Genomic DNA, 26,316 nt, shown 5'->3' with positions numbered 1-26,316 from the left:
ATGGCGACCTTTGCTCCAGGTCACCAGACGATCCGCTTGGCGCCAACCGCGCCGATCAGTCTGGCAAAGCCCGTATCGCCGGCGCGAAAACCGCCACTGGCTTGGTAGCGTCGCGCCGAGAGTAATAGGCCCTGCGGCTTCGTGAACGGCCGGCGAAACCACGGCAGGCCCGGACGCGGCAGGCTGGCCGCCTTGTCCCAGCCGGCATTGATCTGCTTTTCCGCCACCGCGCGCCAGCCCTCCGGCAGGATCGCATCCGGCTCCAGCAGCATCAGCCAGTCGCCGCGGGGGCGCTCACAGGCCGCCGCCAGACGCGCCCCGACATCGTCGCCGGCGGCCACGATCCGCGCGCCGCAGTCCTCGGCGATATCCAGGGTGTCGTCGGTGGAGCCGCTATCGGCCAGCACCACCTCGCGGACCAGACCGTCGACCGCCGCTGTCACAAGGCTGGTGAGGCATGGCCCGATCAGGTGGGCGCTGTCGTGGGTGGGGATAACGACGGTGATCATGCCTCCTGCTTCACGGCGTCAGGCCCATTGGTCAAGTCTGGTTCTTGTTATGTTCTCCATTCAAAGCTAGGGTCAGCCTATGCCCGCCCCAGCTCACATGAACCGCGTTGACCTTCGAGGCCGCGGCGCGCGGTCGAACGAGACCAGCCGGTTCGAGAGTTTTCGCTCCGAGGCCTTCGAGGATGGCTGGACCGAGGAGGACGAGGCGGCGCGGCCGCTGACCACCTCCATCCAGCCGATGAAGTCCAAGACCATCATCGCCAAAAACGACAGCCCCGACATCAGCTTCAATCGCTCGATCAATCCGTATCGGGGCTGCGAGCACGGCTGCATCTACTGCTACGCCCGACCGGCCCACGCCTATCTGGGTCTGTCGCCGGGCCTGGACTTCGAATCCAAGCTGTTCTTCAAGCCGGAGGCCGGAAAGCTGCTGGAGCGCGAGCTGTCCAAGCCCGGCTACAAGCCTCAGGTCATCCATATCGGCGGCGACACCGACCCCTATCAGCCGCAGGAAAAGACCCTTCGGGTCACCCGCGCGGTGATCGAGACCCTGGCGCGGTTCAACCACCCCTTCACGATCATCACCAAGTCGGCCCTGATCACCCGAGACCTCGACATCCTGGGGGCCATGGCCAAGGCGGGCCTGGTGCGGGCGGCGGTGTCGGTCACCACGCTGGACCGCAGGCTGGCTCGCAGCATGGAGCCGCGCGCCGCCACGCCCGAGCGCCGCATTGACGCCATTCGCCAGTTGGCCGCCGCCGGCGTGCCGGTGACCGTGATGTTCGCGCCCTCAATTCCCTCGCTGAACGACCACGAAATGGAGGCGATCCTGCAGCGCGCCGCCGAGGCCGGGGCGACCTCGGCCGGCTATGTCGCCCTGCGTCTGCCGCTGGAGATCAACGACCTTTTCCAGCAGTGGCTGGCCACCGATCATCCCGACCGCGCCAAGCGGGTGATGTCGCTGGTGCGCCAGATGCGCGGCGGCGCGGCCTATGCCTCGGAATGGGGCACGCGCATGACCGGAGAAGGCCCGGTGGCCGAGGTGATGAGCCAGCGGTTTGATGTCGCCCGGCGACGGTTCGGGCTGGATGCGCCGGTGCAGCGCATGGATGCCGGAGCGTTCAAGGTCCCAGCCAAGGCCGGCGACCAGATGAGCCTGTTCTAGCGCGACCGGCTCCACCGAATTTCGCCACAACACCCTGACGAACGGAAACTTTCGGCTCGGATATTCGACGCGCCTGGCCCGCGTCCTGCGTCAGCCGATCCCGGCGCCGACGACAGCGGCCGGGCGAAAGTTTTCAGGCTCTGGACCAGCGCGCCTTCAGCCAGCGGCGCACGGGAAGGTCATAGACTTTCAGAACGCCCCAGGCGCCGGCGATGATCAAGACAACCGCAACCGCCAGGAAGAGGCCGGGATAGCCCTTGCCGCCCGCCGCGCGGAAGGCGCGCAGCAGCAGCTCCCACAGCACCCAGTGCAGCGCATACAGCGGATAGGAGATCTCGCCGCTGAACCGGCAGATCGCTCCGGCCCGGCCTTCGGGATCGCGATGCCCCAGCAGTACGATCAGCGGAAACACCACGGCCACGCAGACGAGATCATAGGTCGCGGTATAGTCCATCGGCGGAACGGCCAGCACCGCCAGCAGCACCAGGGCCAGCAGCCAGGCCGGGGCCGACAGCCGCACGTAGGCCTGGATCCGATAGCAGGCCCAGCCCAGGGCGAACGGGAAGATCGTGCGGATGACGCCGATCCAGTAGGTGGCCCGATCCCAGCCGGTCTGCACCCCGCCCATGCCATAGGCGATGCCGATCAGCACCCCGCCCGAAACGACAATGACCAGCACCAGCCAAAGGGTCGCCAGACGTCGCGCTGGGAACCACAGCGCGCTGGCCAGCAACTCGAGAAACAGTGACCAGGCCGGCGGATTCAAAGGGAAAAGCGGCGAGAAGCTGTCCTCGTCGCTGACCCAGATCCTGGGCAAGACCAGAAGCCCCATCAGCAGGCACATCAGGATACTGTCGCGATGCCCGATCATCACCAGGGCCCCGGCGACCATCGAAACGGCGATCAGCGGCCAGACCCGGATCAGGCGCGCCCGCATGAAGTCCCCCCAGCTCATGGCGCGCGCGCCATAGGCGTGGGCCAGGACAAAGCCGCTGAGGCAGAAGAAGAAGTCCACGGCCAGATAGCCATGGGCCATCAACCAGGGCCGATAGGTCCAGCCCCCCAGATGGTAAAGCAGCACCCCAACCGCCGCGATGCCGCGCAGGCCGTCCAGGGCCTCATAGCGACGCCCGCCGTCGATCGATTGCCCCAACGCGCTCGCCCCCGATACAGGGCCGCTTAGTGCCGCGCCCGGGGCCGTCCGTCCAGCCTCAGGCTTTCTCGAACAACATCGCCTTGGTCAGGAAAGCCCGATCCTCGTTGATCAGTCGCAGACCGGCCCCGCTGAACAGGGCCGCCAGATCGGTCTGGGCGTAGGTCGAATAGTAAGGCTCATGAAAATAGGCCGGAAAGGCTTCCAGCAGGCGGACCAGGTCGGGCTCGTCGGTCGGCTGCACCGAGTCGACGAAGACCAGAACGCCGCCGGGCTTGAGCACCCGGGCGATCGACGCCGCCACGACCGGCCGCACACGCGGCGGCAGTTCGTGGAACAGATAGACGCAACTGACGGCATCCAGCGACCCGTCGGCGAACGGCAGGGTCTCGATATTGGCCTGCACCACCCCGACTCCAGCGCGTCGCCGGGCCCGGGTCAGATAGGCCGGCGACAGGTCCAGACCTGCCAGGGCGGCGCGCGGAAAGGCCGCCTTGAGGTCGCGCAGGAAGGCCCCGGCCCCGCAGGCCGCATCAACGATGCGCAGGTCGCGATGATCCAGGCCACGCCAATGCCTGGCCAGCAGGGACAGCCCGCGCCGGCGCATGGCTCCGGCCGTTCCGGCAAACAGCGCCTCGACCTGGGCGTCGTAGCGCCGGGCGCTCTCGGCGGTGAACCAGCCGCCAGACTGGTAATGGAAGTTCTGGCGATAATAGTTTGGATAGGCTTCGGTTTCAGCCTCAGACCTGACCTCGACGCCATCGCCACGGCGACGGCGCTGATCGACGGCGCGGGCGTCCACCAGAAAGTCGAGGGCGCCCAGCAGCGACTTTACCGGCCGGGTCGGCGCGTCTTCCACGGCCGGGTAGAGCCCCGCGGCGACGTCGCGGGCGTCCTTCTCGAACGCCTCCAGATAGACCCGGCGCAGCCGCGCCGTCGAGACCGGCGGGCCTGCGGGCTGGAAGCGTCGCGCCGCCTCGCCCCGGGTCGGCTGGGTGATGGCGCGGGCCAGCCCGCCGGCGGCGCCCCACCAGGCAGCCTTGGCGGCAGCCTTGGCGCGCTGGCCGACCGCGTCTAGCGCGAAGGCGCTGCGTTCACGTCGCTCGATGGCCTGATCGTCCATGGCTGCCTCATCGCGTGAAGACCCCGACCAGTTCAATATGGGGCGACCAGACGAACTGGTCTACCGGCAGCACCTTTTCCAGCGTGAAGCCGGCGTCGACCAGCAGGCGGGCGTCCCGGGCGAAGGTCGCGGGATTGCACGAAACGCTGACCACCTTGGCCACCTTGGAGTTGGCGATCTCGACGGTCTGCTCGTAGGCGCCGGCGCGCGGCGGATCGATCACCACCACTTCGGTCTTGGCCAGTTCCATGGTCAGCATCGGGCGACGGACCAGATCGCGGGCCTCGGCGGTGATCGGCTTGAGGCCCGGCGCGCCGCCAATTGCGGACTTCAGGGCGGCCACAGCCAGGGCGGCGGAATCGGCGGCGTAGACTGCGGCGATCTCGGCCAGGCGGAACGTGAAGGTGCCGGCGCCGCAATAGAGGTCAGCGATCCGGGTCGCGCCCTGGGCCGCCTCGACGGCGAAGGCCACCATGGCCTTCTCGGCCTGCGGCACGGCCTGCAGGAAGCTGCCGGGCGACAGGGCCACGACAGCGGGTCCCAGCTTCACCAGCGGCTGACGGGCCATGTAAACGACCTCGCCGGCCAGGGTGACGCGGGCGAAGTCACCGTCGCTGGCCGCCATGGCGGCCACCATCCGGGCGTCAGCCGACAGGCCGCCGCTCTTTGCCTCGACGCCGGTGATGTCGATGTCCAGGCCTGTCGCCGTCAGGGTGACATGCAGGGTCGGGGCTGACTTGGGATGTTCCAGGAACGGCTGGGCCAGGCGCGCCAGGGCCGGAAAGGCGGCGACCAGGCGCGGGTCGGTGACCGGGCATTCCTCGATTTTCACCAGGTTCCAGGAGCGCCGCTCCTTGAACCCAAGGCGCACGCCGCCCTTGCCGCCCCGGGCGTGCAAGGCCACGCGGCGACGCGATGCGGGCGGAGCCGCGAAGATCGGCAGGATCTCCGTCTCCAGGCCCTCGTGCGAGAGCTGGACGCGGACCAGCTCGGACTTCCAGTCCAGATACGGCTGCTGGGCCCAGTGCTGGCTTGTGCAGCCGCCACATTCGCCAAAGTGCCGGCACGTTGGCGTCACGCGGTCGGGGCTGGCGTCGAGGATCTCGAGCAATTCGCCGCGCGAACCGTCCATCTTCACCCGAACCCGCTCGCCCGGCAGGGTCAGGGGGACAAACACCGGGCCGTCTCGGACGATGCCGTCGCCCTGGGCGCCGACCGCGTCGATGATCACTTCACGCATTCCGTATCCAATCTCGCGGCGGGAACCATCAACGGAACCCGCCCTTTCAAGCCCATGGGCTATGCGGGCCCCGGACGCGGAGGCCCGATGGCCCCTTCGCGGGTGTCCATACCCTCAAAAGGGCCTCTTGGCATGGACGAAGATGAACACCTCGCTCAACGAGCGTTCATGTTCGCGCGATCATGGTGCAGTTTCGGGTCGGCGGGGCGTACTTTCGGCTGACCTAAAAATGCCATCAGTAAGCTTGAGAGAGTCGCCATGACCAACAGGACGCCGACCATGAAGATCGCTCTGTGCGCCGCCATCGCGGCCGTCGCCGCCGGTGCTTTCGCTCCCACCTTCGCCAGCGCCCAGGCTTATGGCCAGTCCAGCTATCGGGGCGGCGCCTATGACAACAACGGCTACTATTACGATCCCTGCCGCCGCAGCACGACGCAGCGCGGCACGGGCGGCGGTCTGGCCGGCGCAGGTCTGGGCGCGGCGATCGGCGGCAGCGTTGCGGGCAATGGCGCCAAGACCGAAGGCGCCGTCCTGGGCGGCCTGCTGGGCGCGGTGATCGGCAGCAAGATCGGCAGGAACTCGGCGGCCTGCGCCCCGGGCGCGACCCCGCCGCCTCCGCCGCCGACCGCCTATAATCGCTACGACAATGGCTATGACGCCCGCCCCTATGAGGATCCTCGCTACGAGGACGCGCGTCGGGAGGCCGACCGCGACGCCTATCGGCAGGATTCCTATTCCTATCGGGTCGATCAGCGCTCGGCCGACATCAATGGCTGCACCCTGGCCGAGAGCCCCATCTACCTGCCCGACGGTCGCGTCCAGAAGCGCTTCGTGCGCGTCTGCCCCGACGCCCAGGGCCGCTTCCAGGTTGTCGACTAGGCTCGCCAGCCCTTGACCTGACTGCACGGCAGACGGCCGCTCGCCTCGCGTGAGCGGCCGTTTCCTATCGGCGGCGCGCCCAGACTAGGCTCTCGACCTGGCCGTCGCCCCCGGTGATCGGGCTTTCGTCTTCGCCCATCACGGTCCAGCCCGCCTCTTCGAGAAAGTCGACGATCTCGCGGCGGACGCGAGCGATCGTCTGGGGATCCTTGACCAGCCCGTTCTTGCCGACATGGCCTTTCCCCGCCTCGAACTGCGGCTTGACCAGGGTGACAAGGTCGGCGCCCGCCGGCGCCAGGGCCAGGGCGGCTGGAAGCGCCTTGGTCATCGAGATGAAGCTGACGTCGCTGACGATCAGCTCGGGATCTTCCTCGATCCAGCTGGTGTCGAGGATGCGGGCGTCGGTGCCGGACAGGTCAACCACCCGCTCGTCATTGACCAGGCTGTGATGCAACTGCTCGCGCCCCACATCGACCGCATAGACCTTGGCCGCGCCGCGCGACAGTAGCACCTCGGTGAAACCGCCGGTCGAGGCGCCGACGTCGATGGCCACCTTGCCTTCGACCGCAATGGGCCAGAGGTCCAGGGCGTGAACCAGCTTCAGCGCGCCACGCCCGACCCAGGGATGGGCCAGCGAGGCGCGAATCGACACGTGCTCTTCAACCATCTCGGAGGGCTTGAGGACGACGACGCCATCGGCGCGCACCAGTCCGGCCTCGATGGCCTCACGGGCCTTGGCGCGGCTGTCGAACAGGCCGCGCTCCATCATCAGAACATCTACACGTCTACGGGTCATGGACCGCCTCTAGCACGGACTTGCGGTCGCGGTCGCTTCAGGTTCAACTGAACGCCGTTCACCGGCGCGCCAAGACGCCGGTCGCCTGGGAGGAATTTTCATGCACTTCAGTCGCCGCGGCCTGCTGGCCGCCTCTGCCGCGATCGCCGCCGCGCCCTCCGTCGAGGCCAAGCCCAAGTCCGCCAGTCAGCCCGCCTGGACGCCCGACGCCACCGAGATCGCCGGCCGCATCCGTCGCAAGGAGGTCAGCGTCGCCGAGGTGGTCGAAGAGGCCATCCGCAAGGCCGAGGCCCTGCAGCCCAAGGTCGGGGCCATCGTCACCTCCGACTTCGACCGGGCCATGGACAAGGCCAAGGGGGGGCAGCTCTCCGGCCCGTTCGCCGGCGTGCCTTTCCTGATCAAGGACCTGGACGCCTATACCGGCCTGCCAACGCGTTATGGCTCGCGCAGTTCGATGGGCGCGCAGCCTGAAAAGGCGCAGACCGCCTTTGTCGACGCCTATGACCGGGCGGGCCTGGTCGTGATCGGCAAGTCGACGACGCCGGAATACGGCTTCCTCCCGACGACCGAGCCGATGGGTTTTCTGCCCACGCGCAATCCCTGGAACCTGAACCATTCCTCAGGCGGTTCATCCGGTGGCGCAGCGGCGGCGACCGCATCCGGGATCGTGCCCTTCGCCCATTCCAGCGATGGCGGCGGTTCAATCCGCATCCCGGCCTCCAACTGTGGTCTGTTTGGTCTCAAGCCTTCGCGCGGTCGGATGATCCAGGGCCGACCAGGCGACCGCGGTGTCGATCTCTCCGTGGCCCATTGCGTCAGCCACAGCGTGCGCGATTCGGCGGCCCTGTTCGCGGCCAGCGAGCGCACGGCGGCGGGTTCGCCCTTTGCGCCGGTCGGGGTGGTCACCGAACCCCTGAAGAAGCGGCTGAAGGTCGGCCTGCTGTTCGAGACCGGCACCGGTCAAAAGCCCGATGCCGAGGTCATTGCCGCCGTCGAGGGCGCTGCCAAGCTGATGGCCAGCCTGGGCCACCACGTCGAACCCACGCGCTGGCCCATGGACGGAGCCCAGTTTAGCCGGGACTTCACCGCCCTGTGGTCCACCGGCGCCGCCGAACTTGCAGCCGGCGTCAGCAAGGCCATAGGCCGCAAGGCCGACGCCACGGTGCTGGAGCCCTTCACCCTGGGCATGGCCGACCTGGTCGCCGGCCTGAAGCCGGGTGACATCGAGGCCGCCGTCGGCCGGCTGCAGGCCTCGGCCAAGGCCTACGACACCTGGCTGACCCAATATGACTTGATCCTGTCGCCCGTCCTGGGCAGCCCACCGGCCGAGTTGGGCTTCGTCGGCGGCTCGGTGCAGTTCGATACGCTGCAGGCCCGCCTGATGTACTATGTCGGCTACACGCCGGTGCACAATGTCGCCGGCGCTGCGGCAATGAGCGTCCCCCTGCACTGGACGGCGACGGGCCTGCCGGTCGGGGTGCACTTCGCCGCCCGCATTGGCGCCGAGAAGCTGCTGTTCCAGCTGGCCTATCAGCTGGAGGCGGCTCAGCCCTGGGCCCATCGCAAGCCGCCGACCTCGCTCTAGGTCGACGGGGCGAGCGGGGGCGTCAAGCGCACCCGCTCGCCTGGCGCGCCTGCACATCGGCCAGGATCTCGGCGATGAGGTCGAAGTCCATCCTGTCGGGCTTGCGCCAGCGAATGCAGCCCTTGCCGCAGCTAGCCGCGCCCAGGCGTTCGCCGAAGCGCTCGATCGCCCCCTGCCCTGCATAGAGCGCGATATGCTGCTTCTGGCTGTTGAAGGCGATCCAGGGGGCCTTGGCGTCGCCATAGGCCGGCATGCCGAACGCCATCAGCTCGCTGTCGGCCCCGAAGGTCTCGCGGCACAGAGATCGAAGGCGGTCCAGCGCCGGGCGGCGGTCGGGCGAGACCTCCGACATGAAGTCATCGACGCTCGCCGCCCTCGACTGGACCATGGTCGCCTCCGGAGAGGGGCCTACCCCTCGACGAACACCTTCTTGAGTTCGTTCTTCATGATCTTGCCGTTGGCGTTGCGGGGCAAGGTCTCGTGCCAGAACACCACCTTGACCGGCACCTTGAAGGCCGCAAGGCGTTCGGCGACGAAGGCTCTCAGCTCGGCCTCGGTGGCATGGGCGCCCGGCTTGAGGGTGACCACGGCCGCCGGCTCTTCGCCCAGGGTCTTGTGCTCGATGCCGACCAGGGCCGCGTCCATCACCGCAGGGTGGTCGTAGAGGCAGTTCTCGACCTCGATGCAGTAGATGTTCTCGCCGCCCCGGATCAGCATGTCCTTGGCGCGGTCGATGATGAAGCAGAAGCCCTCGGCGTCGAGGCGGGCCAGATCGCCGGTCTTCACCCAGCCGTCGATGAAGGTCTGGGCGGTGGCTTCGGGCTTGTTCCAGTAGCCGCGAACCACCTGCGGGCCACGGCACCACAGCTCGCCCACCTCGCCGATCGGCAGCTCGCGATGCGGCTCCTCGACGGTCATGATCTTCAGGTCGGTGACGGGCACGGCGGGGCCGCAGCTGTCGGGACGGTTTTCATAGTCTTCGGCCGAGTTGCTGGTGGCGGTGGCCGAGGTCTCGGTCATGCCCCAGCCGTTGCCCGGCGAGGCCTTGGGCCAGATTTCCTTGATCTTGCGCACCAGTTCGGGCGCCGAGGGCGCGCCGCCATAGGACACGGCCTCGACCGACGACAGGTCGTACTTTTCACGGTTGGGATGCTCGATGATCTGCCAGGCGATGGTCGGCACGCCGCCGATCTGGGTCAGGCGTTCGTCCTCGATCAGCTGCATGGCCTTGTCGGGATCCCACTTGCGGATCATGGCGATCTTGGCGCCGCCGAACAGCGAGGGGTTCAGCACCGCGAAACAGCCGGTGGCGTGGAAGAACGGCACCGAGATCAGCGAGCCGCGCTGCGGGCCATCGGGATCGGGCTCGGGCGGCGCCTCGCCCCGGCGCAGGAAGCTGCGCGCCCCGGCGGCGGCGGCGGCGAAGATGTTGCTGTTGACGTTGCGATGGGTGCCGATGGCGCCCTTGGGCTTGCCCGTGGTGCCGGACGTATAGAAGATGGTCGCGTCATCGTCGGCCGTCAGCGGCACGGTCGACAGGGGCTGCTCGTCCAGCCCGGCCCAGTCATTGGGACCGCCGATCACCGTCTCCAGATGCGTCACATAGGGGTGGCTGATCTCCTCTGGAGACCGGCTCACATAGACGCATTGCAGCTCGGGGCAGTTGTGCAGGTGCTCGGTCAGGCGCTCATAGCGCTCGACATCGACCACCAGGGTCTTGGCGCCGGAATCCAGCAGGCCGTATTCCAGCTCGGCGCCCGTCCACCAGGCGTTCAGCGGCGTGACGATCGCGCCGATTGACAGGGCGGCGTAGAAGGCTACCGGCCATTCGGGCAGGTTGCGCATGACGATGGCGACGCGGTCGCCCTTCTGCACGCCCCTGGCTGCCAGCTCGGCGGCGAAGACGGTGACGGCGCGATAAAAGGCCTCGAAACTGACCCGCTCGTCCTCATGAATCAGGAAGATCTTTTCGCCATGGGTGCGGCCCATGACCAAGGTGTCGCGCAGGGTCGGCGGAGCATTTTTCCAGACCCGGGTCTTCACGCCGCGGATCTCGACCTCTTCCATCTCCCCCGCCGTGCCCGGCTGGGTGATCATGGCGTAGGCCTGCTGAACCGACATGGCGGGCCACGGGATGGAAGCGGGGGTGGCCTGGGTCATCGTTACTCTCCCGGTGTGGTCGCGCCTTATTCAATGAGCGCGTTCGGTAGCGAGAAAGCACAGCAGGCGACGCGATGCAAACGTCTGTTCGAGACGTAAGGGAACAATGATAAGTTATGCGACTTACCCTCGGGGAATGCGCCCGTGTCCGTGGCGCCTGAAGCCCCCTTGGCAGGCATGGGGCGGCGCCTCACGCGATCACTCGCTGAGTTCGTTGGGGAGGCGCGAAGCGGCCGGGGCGACCCCGGATGACCGTGATGTGTGTTTTGCGTTTCGGCTCGACCTGTCCGCTTCGCAGAAGCTGTTCTTGCGTGAGGATCGGGCCAAGCGAGCGTCTTTCAGCTCTGATACCCAAGAGCCCCCGTACGGGCGCGCATCCCGTCAATCGGCTAACCGTCTCGACGCCGACGATGCGCGATAGGCGGGTTTACGATCCCTCGCCCTCTTCGACCCGCGTTCACCCGGCCGACGAGCCACTCAGCGTTTGGTCCGTCCTTCTGAGACAGCCCGCACACCTCGACCCGCCTTCCAGGGCGTCGCGGCCCCGCTCAGCTCCATCCCCATCGCCGCTTTGGGCCGGTACCACGCGCCCTCCCCTTGCGACGGGGACAGCTGTGATTATGCGGGAGGTTTGGGCTCCGAGGATTGGCGCGATCAACTATTTTACAAGCGGTTGATTTTGTTGAACTCAGCCCCGGAAAGGACGGGGATAAAGCGCCCTCTATCCCCGTTCTCCTCCTAAAATCTCGTCATCCCGGGGCTTGTCCCCGGGACCCATTTGTCCGCCGCAAGGACGGAGCGAACCCAGGCGCTCAGTGGAAGCTGAACCATGTGTCCCGGGGACAAGCCCCGGGATGACGGTGATTTATTGGACTGGCGGCCCGCCCCCCTTCGCGCCGAAGGGAGCCATCCTCGAATCTCACGGCGAGACGATCGCCGGAGTGGAATGGTCTCTCAAGGACGACGCTCCGCGTCGCCGCGACGCGGCCGCCGGAGGCGGTGTCGGCGGACAGACCTTTCCAGTCCGGCACGCTGCAGCCTCCAAGAGATTTAAGGATGAGCGGGACGCGGGCGTCCGCTTTCGGGGCAGGCGCCAATATCTGCTTCCGACCCTGAGCGGTTGTTCGCTTAGAGCGGGCGATCCATATGGCGCTCAGCCATGACGAAGCCCCACCCCACGGCCAAGATTAGTCCCAGAGGGCCTAGCCACAGCAGACCTACCGCGTCACCAATCCAGAAGGCTACGCCCCCAGCGAAGCAGCTCGCGAGAATGACCGCCGCTCCCTTCCAATGAACGACTGTCGAGCTCCATAGCCATACGCGCCGAAACCAAACTTCGCGATTGTGATGGATCATCGCCTGCACTCGCCTGAGGCCAGTACGATGGCTGAAGGCGGGTCCGGTTTCCACCCTTCTCGGAAGTCGTGACCGTCCGCTATCCGACGACCGCAGGCTGGCGCTGACCATCAATCAAACCGGCGGGCCGGATCCAGCCACGGAGGCCTGACAGCCGCCCCAAGTTCATAGAACCGTGGCGGCTGTCTGACAGACCCCTACCCGACCGCCGCGAGCCGCGAGAGCGCCGCTTCCAGCTTGGCCTTGGCCGCTTCGGCTTCGGCGAGGCGTTCGCGGTTTTCGGTGATCGCCTCTTCCTTGGCGCGGGCCAGGAAGTCGGGATTGCCCAGCTTCTTGGCGGCCTTGTCGATGTCGACGGCGTGGCCGGCGATTTCCTTGGTCAGGCGGGCCTTCTCGGCCGCCAGGTCGATGAACTCGGCGATGGCCAGGGCGCCGGTCGCCTCGCCCAGCACGAAGGGCACCGCGCCGGTCGGCGGGGCGTCGGCTTCGCGGGCGCTGTCGAGGCGCGCCAGGGTCAGCAGCAGGTCGCGGTGACGGACCAGGCGGGCCCTGGTCTCGGCGCTGGCGCCGATCAGGGTCAGCGGCGGCTTGGCGCCCGGGGGCACGTTCATCTCGGCGCGGACCGAGCGGATCTCGCTGACGGTGTCGACCAGCCAGCCGATCTCGGCCTCGGCGTCGGCGTCGATCCAGCTTTCCGGCAGCTCCGGCCACTGGGCCGAGATCAGCATGCCGTCGCGCTTGGGGCCAAACTCGGCGGTCTTGTCCCACAGCTCCTCGGTGATGAACGGCATCACCGGGTGCAGCAGCTTGAGGATCACGTCCAGCGCCCAGGCGGCGGTGGCGCGGGTCTCGGCCTTGGCGGCGGCGTCGTCGCCGTTGAGGATCGGCTTGGCCAGTTCCAGATACCAGTCGCAGAACACGTTCCAGATGAACTTGTAGAGCGCGCTGGCGGCGGCATCGAACGACGGCGCTTCAAGGGCGCGCGTCACCTCGGCGACGGTCTTGACCGTCTCGCCGCGAATCCACTTGTTGATCGGCTGCTGGACGGTCGAAGGATCGAAGCCCTCGACCCGCACGCACTCGTTCATCTGGGCGAAGCGCGAGGCGTTCCACAGCTTGGTGCCGAAGTTGCGATAGCCCTCGATGCGCTGCTTGGACAGCTTGATGTCGCGCGCCTGGCCCGACATCGCCGTCATGGTGAAGCGCACCGCGTCGCAGCCCAGTTCGTCGATCAGGACCAGCGGGTCCAGGACATTGCCCTTGGACTTGCTCATCTTGGCGCCCTTCTCGTCACGGACGAGGGCGTTGATGAACACCTGCTTGAACGGGACTTCGCCCATGAAGTGAATGCCCATCATCATCATCCGGGCGACCCAGAAGAAGATGATGTCAAAGCCGGTGACCAGGGTGCTGGTCGGGTAGAAGCGCGCGAGGTCCTCGGTCTTTTCGGGCCAGCCCAGGGTGGAGAACGGCCACAGCGCCGAGGAGAACCAGGTGTCGAGGACGTCTTCGTCGCGGTAGATCTTGATCGGCATGTCCGAGCCATAAACATACCCACCGTACCGCCACTCACGATACTCCTCGGAGGATTGCGCTATGGTGACTTCAATCCCCGGATAGAATTGTCGAGCCTCCGCCAGAGCTTCCTCTTCCGTCTCTGCGACGAAAATCTCCTGATACGACGGGTGCTCCCGGCCATAGGTTTTCGGGTTTTCAGGACCAAACCACGCCGGGATCCGGTGGCCCCACCACAGCTGGCGCGAGACGCACCAGGGCTCGATGTTGCGCAGCCATTCGAAATAGGTCTTTTCCCAGTGCCTGGGCTCGAAAACGGTGTCGCCGTTCTCGACGGCCTTCAGGGCCGGCTGGGCCAGGGTCTTGGCGTCGACATACCACTGGTCGGTCAGGAAGGGCTCGATGACCACGCCCGAACGGTCGCCGTGCGGGACCATGTGCCGGGTCTTCTCGATCTCCTTCAGCCAGCCCTCTTCTTCGGCGCGGGCGACGATGGCCTTGCGCGCCACGAAGCGGTCCAGGCCGACATAGTCGACCGGGACGCTGTCATTCAGCTTGGCTTCGACGGTCAGGATATTGATGACTTCCAGCCCTGCCCGCTTGCCGACACCGAAGTCGTTGAAGTCATGGGCCGGGGTGATCTTCACCGCGCCCGAGCCCTTGGTCGGGTCGGCATAGTCGTCGGCGACGATCGGGATGCGGCGGCCGACGATCGGCAGGGTCACGAACTTGCCGATCAGGTCCTTGTAACGGCCATCGGTCGGATGAACGGCCACGCCGGTGTCGCCCAGCATGGTCTCCGGGCGCGTGGTGGCCACGACGATATAGTCGCGGGTCTCGAACTCGGTCGCCTTGCCCTCGTCGTCGAAGGCGATGGGGTGCTGATAGGTGACGCCGTCGGCCAGCGGATAGGCGAAGTGCCAGTAGGCGCCGTCGACCTCCTTCTGCTCGACCTCGAGGTCGGAGATGGCGGTCTGGAACTGGGGGTCCCAGTTGACCAGGCGCTTGTCGCGATAGAGCAGCTTGTCCTTGTACAGCTGGACAAACACCTTGCGGACGGCGGCCGACAGGCCCTCATCCAGGGTGAAGCGCTCGCGCGACCAGTCGCAGCTGGCGCCCAGGCGGCGCAGCTGATTGACGATCGTGCCGCCGCTCTCGGCCTTCCATTCCCAGATCTTCTCGACGAAGGCCTCGCGGCCCATGTCGCGGCGCCCCACATTGCCGGCGGCGGCCAGCTGGCGCTCGACCACCATCTGGGTGGCGATGCCCGCGTGGTCGGTGCCCGGCAGCCACAGGGCGGCCTTGCCGCGCATACGGTGGAAGCGCGTCATCACGTCCTGCAGCGTGTTGTTCAGCGCATGGCCGATATGCAGCGAGCCCGTCACGTTCGGTGGCGGGATGACGATCACGAACGGCTCGGCGTTCGGGTCCTCGCTGGGCTTGAAGGCCCCGGAGGCCTCCCAGGCGGCGTACAGGCGGGGTTCGACGGCTTTGGGATCGAAGGTCTTGTCAAGCATGGCGGTGCGGGTATGCCATCTGCGGCCGCCGCGCGAAACCGGGCGACCTGGATTCAGGAAGAATTTGAACGGAAAAAGGCGGCCGCCACAGCGACCGCCCCTTCAGGTTTCGAGGTCCGCGTCCGGCCAGGGCCAGGGCGCGAACCGATCTTAGCCGCGACCGCGCGCGATGCGGTGGACTTCTTCCTCGACCTTGGCCTCGACGATGCGCGGCAGGTTCTGGTCGAGCCATTCCTTGAGCAGCGGGCGCAGCAGTTCGCGCACTACGTCTTCCAAGGTACGGCCGTCCTTGGGCATCAGCAGGGCCGAGCTCAGGCTGCCAAAGGCGCTGGCGGCCAGACCGGCGGCGTGATCGCCAACCAGGTTTTCGGCCACTTCGTCGCGATTGAACGCCGGAGCGGGCGGCGTGTAGGCGGGTTCTGGCTCGGGAGTCGGCGGCGAATAGACGTCCAAGTCACCGACGCTCTCGAGCGGCTCGGGTGCGATCGGATCGGTCAGATCCAGCACGTCGTCCTCAACCGGCTCCTGATACGCAGGCTCAGGTTCAGGCTCGGGAGCCGGGGCAGGTGCTGGAGCCGGCGCCTCGGGCTCCGCCGGTGCGTCATCTTCGGAGATGATGCGCCGGATGGAGGCGAGGATCTCCTCCATTGTCGGTTCTTGGGAGCTCTGGTCGGACATGTGCGGGGGCCGTCGGTAAAGAGGTACGAATCCTTGCGCACCCAAAGGGCGCTTACCCCCGATGGTGCAGACTTGAGCAGCTTAAGCAAGCGCAAGGATCGCAGGTGGGCGAAATCGACGCGGTGAGGCTTACTTCGAGGACGGCTTGGTGGAGGGTGCTCCGACCTTGTCGATCACCTGCACCACCGGCTCCCACGGCACCCAGCCTAGGGCGTGGTTGACGCGGTTGTACGAGGTCTTGGGGTCGTAGCGGGACACGTCCGGCGCCAGGGCGGCGATGTCGAGCGCGCCCATGGCCTGCAGCACGGCGGCGCTGGCGAGGTACTCGTCGCGACGGGCCGAGACCAGGGCCAGCTCGGCCGAGCGCATTTCCTGCTGGGCGTTGAGCACGTCCAGGGTGGTGCGCAGACCGACCTGCTGCTCCTGACGCACGCCTTCGAAGGCGATACGGGCGGCGCGAACCTGCTCTTCGTTCGAAACCAGGTTCGAACGCGAGGCCAGCAGATTGCTCCAGGCGTTCGAGACCGACTGCAGGGCCGTGCGCTTGGCGCCTTCCACGGCGATGCGAGCGGCGTTTTCGCGCTCGGCGGCGGCGCGGACCTGTGAGGAAATCAGACCGCCCGTGAACAGCGGGATCGACGCGCTGACGGCCCCGGTGATCTGGCGGTCATAGTCGGCGAACTGGTCGCCACGACCATTGGTCTCGCTGGCGTCGTAACCCAGTTGCGCTCGGGCCGAGACGGTCGGACGGCGCGAAGCCCGCGCCGAGGCCACACGAGCGGCTGCGGCGCGTTCGTTGAAGCGCGCGGCGGCGACTTGCGGATTGTTGTTTTCGGCGGCGTCGAAGGCCTGCTCCACGGTCGGCGGCAGCAAGGCGGCCAGCGAGGGCTCGGCGACCAGATCGGTCGGGTTCTGGCCGACGATCGCGGCATAGCTGGCGCGGCTGATGGAAAGCTGGGCCTGGGCCGAGCTCAGCGCAGCCTGAGCCGCAGCGCGGCGCGCCTGCGACTGGGCGACGTCGGTGCGGGTGATCTCGCCCACTTCGAAGCGGGCGTTGGATTCGTCCAGTTGCCGGCCCAGCACCTCGACATTCTCTTGCGAGATACGCAGACGCTCCTGGTCGCGCCGAACATCGATATAGGCCTGGATCACGCCGATCAGGACGTTCTGCTCAACATTGCGCAGACCTTCGCGCGACGCCAGCACGTCGGCTTCTGCGGCGGTCAGGTTGGCGCTGGCCTTGCCGCCGGTGTAGAGCGGCTGGCTGATCGACAGGGTCGCGCCGCTGCCCGAGGTCTCGACGCGCGTACCGCCGCTGGAATCGCTCTGCGACCCGGTCAGGTCAGCCGAAAGGCTGGCCGTCGGCCGGAAAGCGGTCTTGGCCTGCACGACGCTTTCGTCGGTGGCGCGCTGGTTGGCGCGCTGTTGCTGCAGCGTGGGATTGGTCTGGTACGCCAGAGCGATAGCGTTGGTCAGCGTCTCGGCCTGGGCGGCGGACACAAAGCCGGCCATCAGGCCCAAGCTGCAAGCGGCGGCCAACAATCCGGCCCGACGGCTATTCGACATCAAGTTCTATCCCCAAGACACGCGAAGCTCGCGCCCGCACTTATATATGATCGCGTGTAGGGCTGAGCGCCACCGGCCGCCAGTTAAGCTTTTTTCACGCTCACGTTGCGAGCATGCTTCCACAACGAAAAAGATCCCGTCCGGTCCGGGCTAGAACGCGAAACCGGGCTCGGCGGAAAAACCCGCCAGCAAGGGCGGAGTCGAGTCGAACACGTTGCGGCGGCCCACGCCTTCTTCGGCATGCACATAGATCGTCGCCTGCCCCACGGGGCCGCTCCGTTCGACAACGCCCAGACGGCCGCCGACCGCCAGGGCCTTGGTCCAGCCGACCGGAGCCGCGCCGACCGCACCTTCGCAAATGATCACGTCATAGCCAAAGCCGGCCGGGCTGCTCAAATCGTCGCCATCCAGACGGGTGACCGAAAGCCCCATGGCCTCAAGAACCGCCGCCGCATAGGGCGCGGCGATGGCCAGGGCCTTCTCGCCCGCGCGGGGCTTGAGAAATTGCAGCAGCTTGCCCACGTCGCGCGGGCGCAGCAGCCAGCGGCCGGGTGCATATTCGACCTCGGCGTCGGCATAGGCCAGGTAGGCCTTGCCGGCCGGGACCACAGCCTCGCGGGCTACAACGCGCAACGCGTCCTGCAAGGGCAGGTCGGTGACGTCGGCGGTGCGGATCTGGCTTTCCACCATGTTCAGCCGCGCGGCGGCGAAATCGGTGCTCATGGAATCCCTCGGTCGGACTAGACGTTCGCGCCGCTTATAGGTCCGCCCCTCCCCCCAAGGCAATGCGAACGCTTGCAAAGGCGCGGAACGGTGGGCTGCGACCTTTTGGTTGTGGCTGAAATTAAGATCCGATTAACCATAAAGGCGCAGTTTTCAGCTGTCTTCATTGAAGACACCCCACCATCACTGACTTTCCACAGCCCGGCCACAAGCCGGGCTGTTTTTTTGTTCGAAGGCGCTTGCGCCGAGTCAATGAGGCGGCTATCACCCGGCCTCTTCCTGAGGCGACCTGTTCCGCGGTAGCTCAGTGGTAGAGCAGCCGGCTGTTAACCGGCTGGTCGTAGGTTCGAATCCTACCCGCGGAGCCACCTCCGGCTTGAGCAGCGGCCTTCGCTTCGGCGAAGGCCGCGCTTTCTCTCCCCAGACCTTGCAGATCCTCGGTTCGCGCAGTTGAAGCGCATTTGAGTTTGCGTCTCTGCGGAAGCTTTCCCCAATTTGAGGGCCGCGCCGGAGCACTTGCTCGCAGCCGGGTTCCATGACCGAACGAACAGCGCTACGCGACCCTTCACCGACGCTGTCGTCGGCGCTATGGCTCAACCATGATCACTGCCGACGACCATTGGCCCGCGACCCTCCAGCGCGTTGTGGGCACGCTCCATTTCAAGATCGCGGATAGCAAGTCCGTCGCGCCGGCCCTGCAGATCGAGGTGCGCCAGGACATTCAGTCCCTGCCCGCCCTGATCCAGACCGCCGTCAAGGCCACGATCGAGCTGGACAGCTGGGTCGCTACGGAGCGCATGGAGCCCCCTATCAATCGCGAAGCCGTGCTGGCCCGAAAGCAGCTGGCGCGGGCCATCGCGGCCGATCCGCCCGGCGCCGGCCAGTCGCCCTTCACGGCCGGCTATGACGCCGCCTATCGCCTGCGCCTGGAGCAGCTGGTCTGGGCGGCTATCGCCGATCATCCCCGCCGCCGACTTGAAGAGCTGGCCTCGGCCCGCCCCTGACCGGACCTACCAGGCCCCGATATTGGGCATCGACGCCCAGGGCTCGGCGGCCGGAAGGTTGCCGTCCTGAAGCAATTCGACCGAGATATTGTCCGGCGAGCGCACGAACGCCATGTGGCCGTCGCGCGGCGGTCGGTTGATGATCACGCCCATGTCCATCAGGCGTTGGCAGGTCTCGTAGATGTCATCGACCCGGTAGGCCAGGTGACCGAAGTTGCGGCCGCCGTCATAGTCCTCAGGATCCCAATTATAGGTCAGCTCGACCAGCGGCGCCTGGCGCGCCTTGGCCAGCTCGACATCTTCCGGCGCGGCCAGAAACACCAGGGTGAAGCGGCCCTTGTCGTTTTCCATCCGGTACATCTCGGTCAGGCCCAGGCCTTCGCAATAGAACCGCAGCGAAGCGTCCAGATCACGGACGCGGACCATGGTGTGCAGATAGCGCAAGGCGAAACTCCCAGACTGTGTGCGATGGATATAGCCCCTCGACGCCAACGCGCGAAGGGCGGTCAGGTCGCCGGCTTTTCCCGGGTCTGGCGTCGCCAGAGCGCCGCGTACTCGCCACCGGCTTCCAGCAGAGCAGCATGGGCGCCGCGCTCAACGATCTTGCCGCGACGCAGGACGACGATCTCGTCGGCGTCGGCGATGGTCGAGAGGCGATGGGCCACCACCAGCGTGGTGCGGCCCGCCCTGGCCTTGCGCAGGGTCTCCTGGATGGCCGCCTCGGTGCGGCTGTCCAGGGCGCTGGTCGCCTCGTCGAGGATCAGCACCCGCGGCTGGGCCAGGAGGGCCCGGGCGATGCCCACGCGCTGGCGCTCGCCGCCGGACAGTTTCAACCCCCGCTCACCGACCTTGGTGGCCATGCCTTCAGGCAGATTGCGGATGAACTCACCCAGTTCGGCGGCCTCCGCCGCCGCCCAGATTTCAGCCTCGGTCGCTTCGGGCCGCGCGAAGCCGATATTGCTGAGCACCGTGTCGTTGAAGAGGGCCACATCCTGCGGCACCAGAGCGATCGCGCGGCGCAGCGACGCCTGACGGAGATCGCGCAGATCACAGCCGTCCAGGGTGATCCGGCCCGACTGCGGGTCGATCATTCGCAGCGCCAGGCGCACCAGCGTGGTCTTTCCCGCGCCCGACGGCCCGACGATCGCGACCGTGGTTCCCGGCGGGATCGAGAAGCTGACATCCTTCAGCCCCTCGGACCGCGCGCCATGGCGGAACGATACGGCCTCGAACACCACGGCGCCGCCGCGCTGGTCGGCGCGGGGCGGCAGGTCGACGGCGTCCGGCGCATCGGCCACGTCGGCGCTTTGCCGGCGCAGATCGAGCATGGCCTCCATGTCGATGAAGGACTGGCGGATCTCGCGATAGGCAAAGCCCAGGATGTTGAGTGGCGCGTAAAGATTGATCAGGATCAGCACGGCGGCCGTGACGTCGCCCGGCCCCATGCGCCCGGCCGAGGCTTCGGTTCCCGCCAGGACGGCCATAGCGCCCAGACCCAGACTCATCACCGCCGCCTGCACGGTGTTGAGCACGGTCAGCGAGTTGGTCGCCTTGACCTGGGCGTCGCCATAGACGTCGAGCGCGCTCTTGTAGCCACCGACCGCGCGGTCCTCGCCGCCGAAGGACTTGACGGTCTCGTAGTTGATCAGGGAGTCCACCGCCCGGCCCGCAGCCTCGGCGTCGGCCTCGTTCAGCGCGCGGCGATGACCGATACGCCAGTCCGAGATGGCAAAGGTGATGTAGCCGTAGACGCCGACGGTCAGCAGGGCGATGGCGGCAAACCGCCAGTCATAGGCCTTGGCCAGCACGGCAGCGGCCATCAGCAACTCGATGGCGGTCGGCCCCAGGTTGAAGACCAGGCTGCGCAACAGGAAATCCATGGACCGCGCGCCCCGGTCGATCACCCGCGACAGAGATCCCGTGCGCTTGGACTGGTGAAAGTCGATCGACAGCGAGAGGGCGTGGGCAAAGGTCTCAACAGCCGCCTGGTTCTGGGCCGCCTGGGCCACGGGCGTGAACACGGCGTCCCGCGCCTGCGGCGCCGCCGCCGAGATGAAGCGCACCAGGGCCCATCCCGCCGCCAGGCCTGCGAAGGTCCAGGTGACGCTCGTCGCAACACCCTGCCCTGCCGCCAGTCGATTGACCGCCGCACCCAGCAGCAGTGGGGCCAGAACGCCCAGGGCCTTGCCGATCAGGGTGAATACCAGGGCCATTGAGACCCGCCAGCGAAGCCCTGGCGCTTTGGATCGCAGCACCAGCCGGAACAGATCGCCCATCGCGCTCCAGAAGCGAACACGGACGGCAGGCGGCGCGATCGCACCTGTTACCGCCTGGCGTGCTGACGGCGCCGAGCCGAAACCCCTCATGAGCCTGAGGCCTGGATGATCAGGGTGGTCTGCACGCCTCCGCCCGGCGTCATCCAGTCAACGCGCCATCCGGTATCGACGCGCTGGGCGCGAACCGGTCCATCAACAAGCGACGCCGCGGGCGAGACCACGATCCTGATCCTTTGCTCGCCGCCCTCGCCGCTGACCTGAATGTCATGCGCGCCGGTGCCCAGCGTTTCGCTGAGCGACAGAGAAAAGCGCCCATCCTCGGCGGCCTGCCCGACGGCGCGCGGCGTCCTGTCGACGCGAACGCCCAGACCTGCCCCCGGCGTGGCCATGCCCGAGATCACCGCCCCGCCCTCCGGATCGACATCGACCGCCAGGATGGTGGGCGACGAAGAGCCGGACGCCAGGCGCCAGGCGCCTGAGCCAGCCCGCAGCAGGGCCACTTCGCCTTCAGGCGTGACCATCACATAGCCCTCGGCCTGAACTGTGCGGCCTCCGCGGGTCATCGACAGGCCATACAGGCGAACACGATCGCTGCGCGGGACGGTCAGACTCCATTGCCCGAGCGCGTCGATCTGGCCCACCAACGCCTCGCCGGTCGGCGCGCCCAATCGCACGCTGCCGTCGGGCGCGCCTTCGCCCTTCAGCATCAGACCTGCGGGTCCCTGCACGGCCTGCTTGACGTTAGGCGGCGCGATATAGCCGGCTTCAGAGGCGTCGGCCTGGGTCGAGGCGGGCGCGGCCTTCGGGCGCCAGTCGTCCCGCCGGCCGCTGTCGCAGGCCGTGAGCGCCAGGCTTGCGCCGGCCAGAAGCCCAATCACGCCGCCTCGGGCGAGCATCGACTTGAAACGGGCGGTGCGAATCCTGATCATGCAAAGCTCATGTCGGCGCAACCAACCGCGCCGGCTTCTACATAGGTGGCGCGCCGCTGCGGCGCGCCCTTTCTTTTGCTGGAGTGGACGACGATGCCCGATGAGTCTAGGCGCCTGGACTCCGTCTGCGTCTATTGCGGTTCCTCCAATGACGCCGACCCCGCCTTCATCGAAGCCGCCAGCCAGATCGGGACCAGCTTCGCCCAGGCGGGCCTGAAGCTGATCTACGGCGGCGGCGGTGTCGGCCTGATGGGCGCCACGGCGCGCGGCGCCCATGCCGCCGGTGGGCGCGTGCTGGGGATCATCCCGAAGTTCCTGACCGGCCGCGAGCAGCCGTTCGACGACGTCGAGACCCTTGTCGTCAACAACATGCACGAACGGAAAATGCTGATGTTCGAACAGGCCGACGCCTTCGTCGTCCTGCCGGGCGGGATCGGCACGCTGGAAGAGATCATCGAGTTGCTGTCGTGGCGGCGGCTGGACCTGCATCAGAAGCCGATCGTCTTTCACAATCCGCGCGGCTTCTGGGACCCGCTGTTCGCCCTGCTGCAGCATACCATCGACGAGGGCCTTACCCCGCCCGCCCTGGCCGATACATGGCGCTCGGTCGAAAAGGCGCAGGATGTGACCCCGGCGCTCTTGTCATGGGACGCCGAATTCTATCAAAGCGGCCCTCAAACAAGTGTTCGGCTGTTGACTTAGTTTCAAAACGCAACGCACTTGTAGGCAGGCCGACCTCCCCGTCGGCCTTGGGGATAGAGGAACAATCATGCGTATTTTTTTCTCCGCGCTTGTCGCGGCGTCCGCCCTGTCGACTGGCGCTTTCGCCGCTGAAGGCGCGGTTCTGAAGCTCAAGGCTCCGGCCAAGGTGCCCAGCCTGATCCAGGACGGGGCCATCTGGCGCTGCAACGGCGATGTCTGCGCCGCGCCGCAAGTGAAATCCATGCCGATCGCCCGGACTTGCCGCAAGGTCGCCGCCGAGCTCGGCGCGGTCGTCTCGTTCAACTATCGCGGCGAAGCCCTGGACGACGCCGGCATCGCAGACTGCAACACGGCCGCCAAGCCCTGATGCGCAAAGGGGCGATCCGCGCATGCGGATCGCCCCTTCTACGCTGCGCCTAAGCCTATTTGCCCTTCGCGGGCTTGGGTGGCTTGGGCGGCGAACTGGACCTACCACCGACCAGCATCCCGCCCAGAAGGGCGAAGGACATCATGGCGTGGTTCATCTTCGATACATTCATGGCGGCGTCTCCCAGACAGGCCGTTGGACCAGGAGACGCGCGCGGCTTACAGGGGTGGTCCCCTCCTAGTCGTCAGCGCGTCGAGAAAAAGCATGCGCCAAACCGGGCGAATCGCAAGCGGTTTTAATCCGTAAACTGATCATATCAGAGCACGGAACATGCCGTTTTTTGATGCCGGCGCCGGTCGCGATTTAACTCCGTATACAGTCATTTTTCCACCTCAGCGGCGCACAGGCCCCGCACGGCCTGGCTTCCTCGCTGGCGCGTGTCCGCCTGCGCATCCTGAGCGCCGAGCGCCTGGCCTCGACGACGGAAACTGCGACCGCGCAAAGAAAAACCGCCCGCGTCGGCGTGACGCAGGCGGCTTTCCGGATTTCAGGTCGTTATTCCGTGGGCGTCACCGCCCAAAACGCTAGGCGGCAGCGTTGAACGACAGGGTTTCGTAGCGCTTGAGGTGGTGATCCACCGAGCCGAACAGGCCCTCGATGATCGAGGCGCGCTTGAAATAGTGACCGATGGCCAGCTCGTCGGTCATGCCCATGCCGCCATGGATCTGGATGGCGTTCTGGCCCACGAACTTGCAGGCGCGGCCAATCTGGACCTTCATCGACGACACGGCCTTGGCGCGGGTTTCAGCGTCTTCATCGATCTTGATGGTGGCCATGTAGGTCATCGACACGGCCTGCTCGACATTGATGAACATGTCGACCATGCGATGCTGCAGGACCTGGAAGTTGGCGATGGCGGTGCCGAACTGCTTGCGCTGCTTGGCGTAGTCCAGGGTGTTTTCGTGCAGCTTGCGCAGCACGCCGACAGCCTCGGCGCCGACGGCGGCCGTGGCCTCGTCGATCACCTTGTCGACCAGCGGCAGGCCTTCGCCCTCGCCGCCGATCAGGGCGTCAGCCGGGATCGAGACGTTCTCGAAATAGACTTCCGAGGCGCGACCGCCATCGACGGTGGGATAGTCGCGGGTGACGATGCCGGGCAGGCTCTTGTCGACCAGGAACACCGACACGCCGCCGGCGTCGCGCTGGGCGCCGCCGGTGCGGGCGGTGACGATCAGGTGCGAGGCGAACGGCGCCCCCACCACCACGGCCTTGTGGCCGTTCAGGACATAGCCCGAGCCGTCCTTCTTGGCCGTCGTCTTCAGGTCGCGCCAGGTATAGCGGCCCTGCGGCTCGGCATAGGCGAAGGCGATGGTGGTCGTCCCGCCGACAATGCCCTCGATGACCGAGGCGGCGTGGGCGTAGCCGGAGTGCTTCATGAAGCCGCCGCCGATGACGACCGAGCCCAGATAGGGCTCGATGACCAGGGCTTTGCCGAACTCTTCCATGATGATCATGTTGTCGATGGCGCCGCCGCCCAGGCCGCCAAGCTCTTCGCTGAACGAGGCGCCCAGGATGCCGAGCTCCTCGGCGAAAGCCTTCCAGTAATCGGCGCGCCAGCCGCTCTCGGAGGCCACGATCTTGCGGCGCGTCTCGAAGTCGTACTTGTCCTGCAGGAAGCTCGCGACCGTGTCACGAACCATCGACTGCTCTTCGGTGAAGTTGAAATCCATCCCAGGGTTTCCGTTTCTTCTGTCGTCCAGGCCTTGGCCCGGATCTTATGGGTCACTGTGTGCGGCGGTCCCGGATCGCGCCACAGGCGCGTCCGGGATGAAAGGCGTGGTGGCTAGAGGCCCAGCACCATCTTGGCGATGATGTTGCGCTGGATCTCGTTGGAGCCGCCATAGATCGACGTCTTGCGGACATTGAAATAGTGGGGCGCCGCGCGATGGGCAAAGTCCGGGCCGATCGGATGGGCGTTGTCGCCGTCGTTCGGGAAGCCCCGGAAATAGGGCGCGCCATAGTGGCCGGCGGCCTCCAGAACCAGCTCGGTGATCCGCTGCTGGATCTCGGTGCCCTTGATCTTCAGGACGCTCGACTCGGGCCCGGGACCCTTGCCGGACGCTTCGCCGGCCAGGGTGCGCAGCTCGGTGAACTCCAGGGCGGTCAGGTCGATCTCCAGTTCAGCGACCTTGCGCTTGAAGGTCGGGTCCTGGATCAGGGTCTCGCCGTCATCCGACAGCTCGGCGCCGGCAATGGCGCGGATGCGCTCGATGCCGCGCTTGGAGCGGGCGACGCCGGCGATGCCGGAGCGTTCGTGGGCGAGCAGGAACTTCGCGCAGGTCCAGCCCTTGTTCTCGTCGAAGATGCGGTTCTCGACCGGCACCTTGACGTTCTCGAGCCAGACTTCATTGACCTCGTGCTCGCCGCCCAGGGTGATGATCGGACGGACGGTGACGCCCGGCGACTTCATGTCGATCAGCAGGAACGAGATGCCTTCCTGGATCTTGGCGACAGGGTCAGTGCGAACGAGGCAGAAGATCCAGTCGGCGTGCTGGGCCAGGGTGGTCCAGGTCTTCTGGCCGTTGACCAGGTAATATTCCTTGCCGTCGTCGCCGGTGAAGCGCTCGGCCTTGGTCTTGAGGCTGGCCAGGTCAGAGCCCGCGCCCGGCTCGGAATAGCCCTGGCACCACCAGATGTCGCCCGACAGGGTCTGCGGCAGGAACCGCTGCTTCTGCTCAGGCGTGGCGAAGGTGTAGATCACCGGCCCGACCATGTTGATGCCGAAGGGCAGGATCGGCACGCAGTCGGCGCGGGCGGTCTCTTCGGACCAGATATAGCGCTGAACCGAGGTCCAGCCGGGACCGCCGACCTTCTCGGGCCAAGCCGGGGCCACCCAGCCCTTGTCGGCCAGAATGCGGTGCCAGGCCAGGAAGTCTTCCTTGGCCATTTCCTCGCCCTCTTCCTGCTTTTCACGCAGGCCGGCCGGATAGTTTTCAGCGATGAAGGCGCGGACTTCGTCGCGGAAGGCGACGTCTTCGGGCGAAAAGTCGAGGTTCATGGCGGGCTCCCGGTT

23 protein-coding genes and 1 tRNA gene are annotated in these 26,316 nt (G+C 66.7%); 7 read left to right on the top strand and 17 right to left on the bottom strand.

Annotated elements, in window-relative coordinates; translation table 11 throughout:
- Window positions 1-20 precede the first annotated feature (20 nt).
- Entirely contained in the window at window positions 21-509 is a 489-nt protein-coding gene (locus tag ACW176_RS16040) for a glycosyltransferase (RefSeq protein WP_492109848.1), read from the bottom strand.
- A gap of 79 nt (window positions 510-588) precedes the next feature.
- Here ACW176_RS16040 and ACW176_RS16035 point away from each other — a divergent pair, with 79 nt between their 5' ends.
- Window positions 589-1,674 carry a PA0069 family radical SAM protein gene (locus ACW176_RS16035; protein WP_492109847.1) on the top strand — a complete coding sequence of 362 codons (1,086 nt, stop codon included), beginning with the start codon at window positions 589-591 and terminating at the stop codon, window positions 1,672-1,674.
- 133 nt (window positions 1,675-1,807) lie between these two features.
- Here ACW176_RS16035 and ACW176_RS16030 read toward each other — a convergent pair whose 3' ends face one another.
- Genes ACW176_RS16030 through ACW176_RS16020 form a run of 3 tightly spaced genes read right to left on the bottom strand, consistent with a single transcriptional unit; the run spans window position 1,808 to window position 5,190 of the window.
- Window positions 1,808-2,827: an acyltransferase family protein gene (locus ACW176_RS16030; protein WP_492109846.1), complete on the bottom strand. Its 1,020-nt coding sequence runs from the start codon at window positions 2,825-2,827 to the stop codon at window positions 1,808-1,810.
- Between the two features lie 58 nt (window positions 2,828-2,885).
- Entirely contained in the window at window positions 2,886-3,950 is a 1,065-nt protein-coding gene (locus ACW176_RS16025) for a class I SAM-dependent methyltransferase (protein ID WP_492109845.1), read from the bottom strand.
- 7 nt (window positions 3,951-3,957) lie between these two features.
- On the bottom strand, window positions 3,958-5,190 hold the full coding sequence (locus ACW176_RS16020) for a class I SAM-dependent RNA methyltransferase (RefSeq protein ID WP_492109844.1): 1,233 nt from the start codon (window positions 5,188-5,190) through the stop codon (window positions 3,958-3,960).
- Between the two features lie 258 nt (window positions 5,191-5,448).
- Here ACW176_RS16020 and ACW176_RS16015 point away from each other — a divergent pair, with 258 nt between their 5' ends.
- A complete protein-coding gene (locus ACW176_RS16015) occupies window positions 5,449-6,069 on the top strand; it encodes a hypothetical protein (protein WP_492109843.1) in 621 nt (206 codons plus the stop codon).
- A 64-nt stretch (window positions 6,070-6,133) separates the two neighbouring features.
- Here the strand turns inward: ACW176_RS16015 and ACW176_RS16010 are convergent, their stop codons facing one another.
- A complete protein-coding gene (locus tag ACW176_RS16010; RefSeq protein WP_492109842.1) occupies window positions 6,134-6,865 on the bottom strand; it encodes a TlyA family RNA methyltransferase in 732 nt (243 codons plus the stop codon).
- Between the two features lie 100 nt (window positions 6,866-6,965).
- On the opposite strand from ACW176_RS16010, the gene ACW176_RS16005 reads away from it, so the two are divergent.
- Window positions 6,966-8,450 carry an amidase gene (locus tag ACW176_RS16005; RefSeq protein ID WP_492109841.1) on the top strand — a complete coding sequence of 495 codons (1,485 nt, stop codon included), beginning with the start codon at window positions 6,966-6,968 and terminating at the stop codon, window positions 8,448-8,450.
- A 22-nt stretch (window positions 8,451-8,472) separates the two neighbouring features.
- Here ACW176_RS16005 and ACW176_RS16000 read toward each other — a convergent pair whose 3' ends face one another.
- The 6 genes from ACW176_RS16000 to ACW176_RS15975 all read right to left on the bottom strand — a co-directional run bounded on the left by ACW176_RS16000 (window position 8,473) and on the right by ACW176_RS15975 (window position 17,965).
- The gene (locus ACW176_RS16000; RefSeq protein ID WP_492109840.1) at window positions 8,473-8,838 is read right to left on the bottom strand and encodes an iron chaperone; all 366 of its coding nucleotides are present in this window, start codon (window positions 8,836-8,838) and stop codon (window positions 8,473-8,475) included.
- 20 nt (window positions 8,839-8,858) lie between these two features.
- On the bottom strand, window positions 8,859-10,610 hold the full coding sequence (locus ACW176_RS15995; protein WP_492109839.1) for a class I adenylate-forming enzyme family protein: 1,752 nt from the start codon (window positions 10,608-10,610) through the stop codon (window positions 8,859-8,861).
- 1,553 nt (window positions 10,611-12,163) lie between these two features.
- Window positions 12,164-14,998, bottom strand: coding sequence for a valine--tRNA ligase (locus ACW176_RS15990; RefSeq protein ID WP_492109838.1), 2,835 nt, complete (start codon window positions 14,996-14,998; stop codon window positions 12,164-12,166).
- Between the two features lie 150 nt (window positions 14,999-15,148).
- Window positions 15,149-15,676, bottom strand: a complete 528-nt coding sequence (gene popZ / locus ACW176_RS15985; protein WP_492109837.1) for a pole-organizing protein PopZ — start codon at window positions 15,674-15,676, stop codon at window positions 15,149-15,151.
- A 129-nt stretch (window positions 15,677-15,805) separates the two neighbouring features.
- On the bottom strand, window positions 15,806-17,242 hold the full coding sequence (locus tag ACW176_RS15980; RefSeq protein WP_492109836.1) for a TolC family outer membrane protein: 1,437 nt from the start codon (window positions 17,240-17,242) through the stop codon (window positions 15,806-15,808).
- 150 nt (window positions 17,243-17,392) lie between these two features.
- Window positions 17,393-17,965 carry a protein-L-isoaspartate O-methyltransferase family protein gene (locus ACW176_RS15975; RefSeq protein ID WP_419316948.1) on the bottom strand — a complete coding sequence of 191 codons (573 nt, stop codon included), beginning with the start codon at window positions 17,963-17,965 and terminating at the stop codon, window positions 17,393-17,395.
- 293 nt (window positions 17,966-18,258) lie between these two features.
- Here ACW176_RS15975 and ACW176_RS15970 point away from each other — a divergent pair.
- Window positions 18,259-18,333: transfer RNA gene (locus ACW176_RS15970), tRNA-Asn, on the top strand.
- 231 nt (window positions 18,334-18,564) lie between these two features.
- On the top strand, window positions 18,565-18,969 hold the full coding sequence (locus ACW176_RS15965) for a hypothetical protein (protein WP_492057318.1): 405 nt from the start codon (window positions 18,565-18,567) through the stop codon (window positions 18,967-18,969).
- A 6-nt stretch (window positions 18,970-18,975) separates the two neighbouring features.
- Here ACW176_RS15965 and ACW176_RS15960 read toward each other — a convergent pair whose 3' ends face one another.
- The 3 genes from ACW176_RS15960 to ACW176_RS15950 form a co-directional block, all read right to left on the bottom strand.
- Complete coding sequence (locus ACW176_RS15960; protein ID WP_419317009.1) at window positions 18,976-19,413, bottom strand: VOC family protein; 438 nt, start codon at window positions 19,411-19,413, stop codon at window positions 18,976-18,978.
- A 62-nt stretch (window positions 19,414-19,475) separates the two neighbouring features.
- Window positions 19,476-21,335, bottom strand: coding sequence for an ABCB family ABC transporter ATP-binding protein/permease (locus ACW176_RS15955; protein WP_492109835.1), 1,860 nt, complete (start codon window positions 21,333-21,335; stop codon window positions 19,476-19,478).
- Entirely contained in the window at window positions 21,332-22,174 is an 843-nt protein-coding gene (locus ACW176_RS15950) for a hypothetical protein (protein WP_492109834.1), read from the bottom strand. The genes ACW176_RS15955 and ACW176_RS15950 overlap by 4 nt, the downstream gene beginning before the upstream one ends.
- A 93-nt stretch (window positions 22,175-22,267) precedes the next feature.
- Here ACW176_RS15950 and ACW176_RS15945 point away from each other — a divergent pair, with 93 nt between their 5' ends.
- Both ACW176_RS15945 and ACW176_RS15940 read left to right on the top strand, forming a co-directional pair.
- The gene (locus ACW176_RS15945; RefSeq protein ID WP_492109833.1) at window positions 22,268-22,876 is read left to right on the top strand and encodes an LOG family protein; all 609 of its coding nucleotides are present in this window, start codon (window positions 22,268-22,270) and stop codon (window positions 22,874-22,876) included.
- Window positions 22,877-22,943: 67 nt separating this feature from the next.
- Window positions 22,944-23,243, top strand: a complete 300-nt coding sequence (locus ACW176_RS15940; RefSeq protein WP_492109832.1) for a DUF8200 family protein — start codon at window positions 22,944-22,946, stop codon at window positions 23,241-23,243.
- A 55-nt stretch (window positions 23,244-23,298) separates the two neighbouring features.
- On the opposite strand, the gene ACW176_RS15935 is transcribed toward ACW176_RS15940, so the two are convergent.
- The 3 genes from ACW176_RS15935 to ACW176_RS15925 form a co-directional block, all read right to left on the bottom strand.
- A complete protein-coding gene (locus tag ACW176_RS15935; RefSeq protein ID WP_492111950.1) occupies window positions 23,299-23,430 on the bottom strand; it encodes a hypothetical protein in 132 nt (43 codons plus the stop codon).
- Between the two features lie 397 nt (window positions 23,431-23,827).
- Window positions 23,828-24,973 (bottom strand): acyl-CoA dehydrogenase family protein, encoded by a 1,146-nt coding sequence (locus ACW176_RS15930; RefSeq protein ID WP_492109831.1) that lies wholly within the window; start codon window positions 24,971-24,973, stop codon window positions 23,828-23,830.
- 113 nt (window positions 24,974-25,086) lie between these two features.
- Window positions 25,087-26,301: an acyl-CoA dehydrogenase family protein gene (locus ACW176_RS15925; protein WP_492109830.1), complete on the bottom strand. Its 1,215-nt coding sequence runs from the start codon at window positions 26,299-26,301 to the stop codon at window positions 25,087-25,089.
- Between the last annotated feature and the right edge of the window lie 15 nt (window positions 26,302-26,316).

The organism is Caulobacter sp. FV1ye13L (assembly GCF_058681155.1).
Note: the sequence above shows the minus strand (reverse complement) of the source record. Positions and strands in the feature narration are given on the sequence as shown.

Bases quoted from the DNA above. Each gene is read 5' to 3' on its own strand.
- ACW176_RS16040 (WP_492109848.1), bottom strand. From the start codon at position 509: ATGATCACCGTCGTTATCCCCACCCACGACAGCGCCCACCTGATCGGG.
- ACW176_RS16035 (WP_492109847.1), top strand. From the start codon at position 589: ATGCCCGCCCCAGCTCACATGAACCGCGTTGACCTTCGAGGCCGCGGC.
- ACW176_RS16025 (WP_492109845.1), bottom strand. From the start codon at position 3,950: ATGGACGATCAGGCCATCGAGCGACGTGAACGCAGCGCCTTCGCGCTA.
- ACW176_RS16020 (WP_492109844.1), bottom strand. From the start codon at position 5,190: ATGCGTGAAGTGATCATCGACGCGGTCGGCGCCCAGGGCGACGGCATC.
- ACW176_RS16015 (WP_492109843.1), top strand. From the start codon at position 5,449: ATGACCAACAGGACGCCGACCATGAAGATCGCTCTGTGCGCCGCCATC.
- ACW176_RS16010 (WP_492109842.1), bottom strand. From the start codon at position 6,865: ATGACCCGTAGACGTGTAGATGTTCTGATGATGGAGCGCGGCCTGTTC.
- ACW176_RS16005 (WP_492109841.1), top strand. From the start codon at position 6,966: ATGCACTTCAGTCGCCGCGGCCTGCTGGCCGCCTCTGCCGCGATCGCC.
- ACW176_RS16000 (WP_492109840.1), bottom strand. From the start codon at position 8,838: ATGGTCCAGTCGAGGGCGGCGAGCGTCGATGACTTCATGTCGGAGGTC.
- ACW176_RS15995 (WP_492109839.1), bottom strand. From the start codon at position 10,610: ATGACCCAGGCCACCCCCGCTTCCATCCCGTGGCCCGCCATGTCGGTT.
- ACW176_RS15990 (WP_492109838.1), bottom strand. From the start codon at position 14,998: ATGCTTGACAAGACCTTCGATCCCAAAGCCGTCGAACCCCGCCTGTAC.
- popZ (WP_492109837.1), bottom strand. From the start codon at position 15,676: ATGTCCGACCAGAGCTCCCAAGAACCGACAATGGAGGAGATCCTCGCC.
- ACW176_RS15980 (WP_492109836.1), bottom strand. From the start codon at position 17,242: ATGTCGAATAGCCGTCGGGCCGGATTGTTGGCCGCCGCTTGCAGCTTG.
- ACW176_RS15975 (WP_419316948.1), bottom strand. From the start codon at position 17,965: ATGAGCACCGATTTCGCCGCCGCGCGGCTGAACATGGTGGAAAGCCAG.
- ACW176_RS15965 (WP_492057318.1), top strand. From the start codon at position 18,565: ATGATCACTGCCGACGACCATTGGCCCGCGACCCTCCAGCGCGTTGTG.
- ACW176_RS15955 (WP_492109835.1), bottom strand. From the start codon at position 21,335: ATGAGGGGTTTCGGCTCGGCGCCGTCAGCACGCCAGGCGGTAACAGGT.
- ACW176_RS15950 (WP_492109834.1), bottom strand. From the start codon at position 22,174: ATGATCAGGATTCGCACCGCCCGTTTCAAGTCGATGCTCGCCCGAGGC.
- ACW176_RS15945 (WP_492109833.1), top strand. From the start codon at position 22,268: ATGCCCGATGAGTCTAGGCGCCTGGACTCCGTCTGCGTCTATTGCGGT.
- ACW176_RS15940 (WP_492109832.1), top strand. From the start codon at position 22,944: ATGCGTATTTTTTTCTCCGCGCTTGTCGCGGCGTCCGCCCTGTCGACT.
- ACW176_RS15930 (WP_492109831.1), bottom strand. From the start codon at position 24,973: ATGGATTTCAACTTCACCGAAGAGCAGTCGATGGTTCGTGACACGGTC.
- ACW176_RS15925 (WP_492109830.1), bottom strand. From the start codon at position 26,301: ATGAACCTCGACTTTTCGCCCGAAGACGTCGCCTTCCGCGACGAAGTC.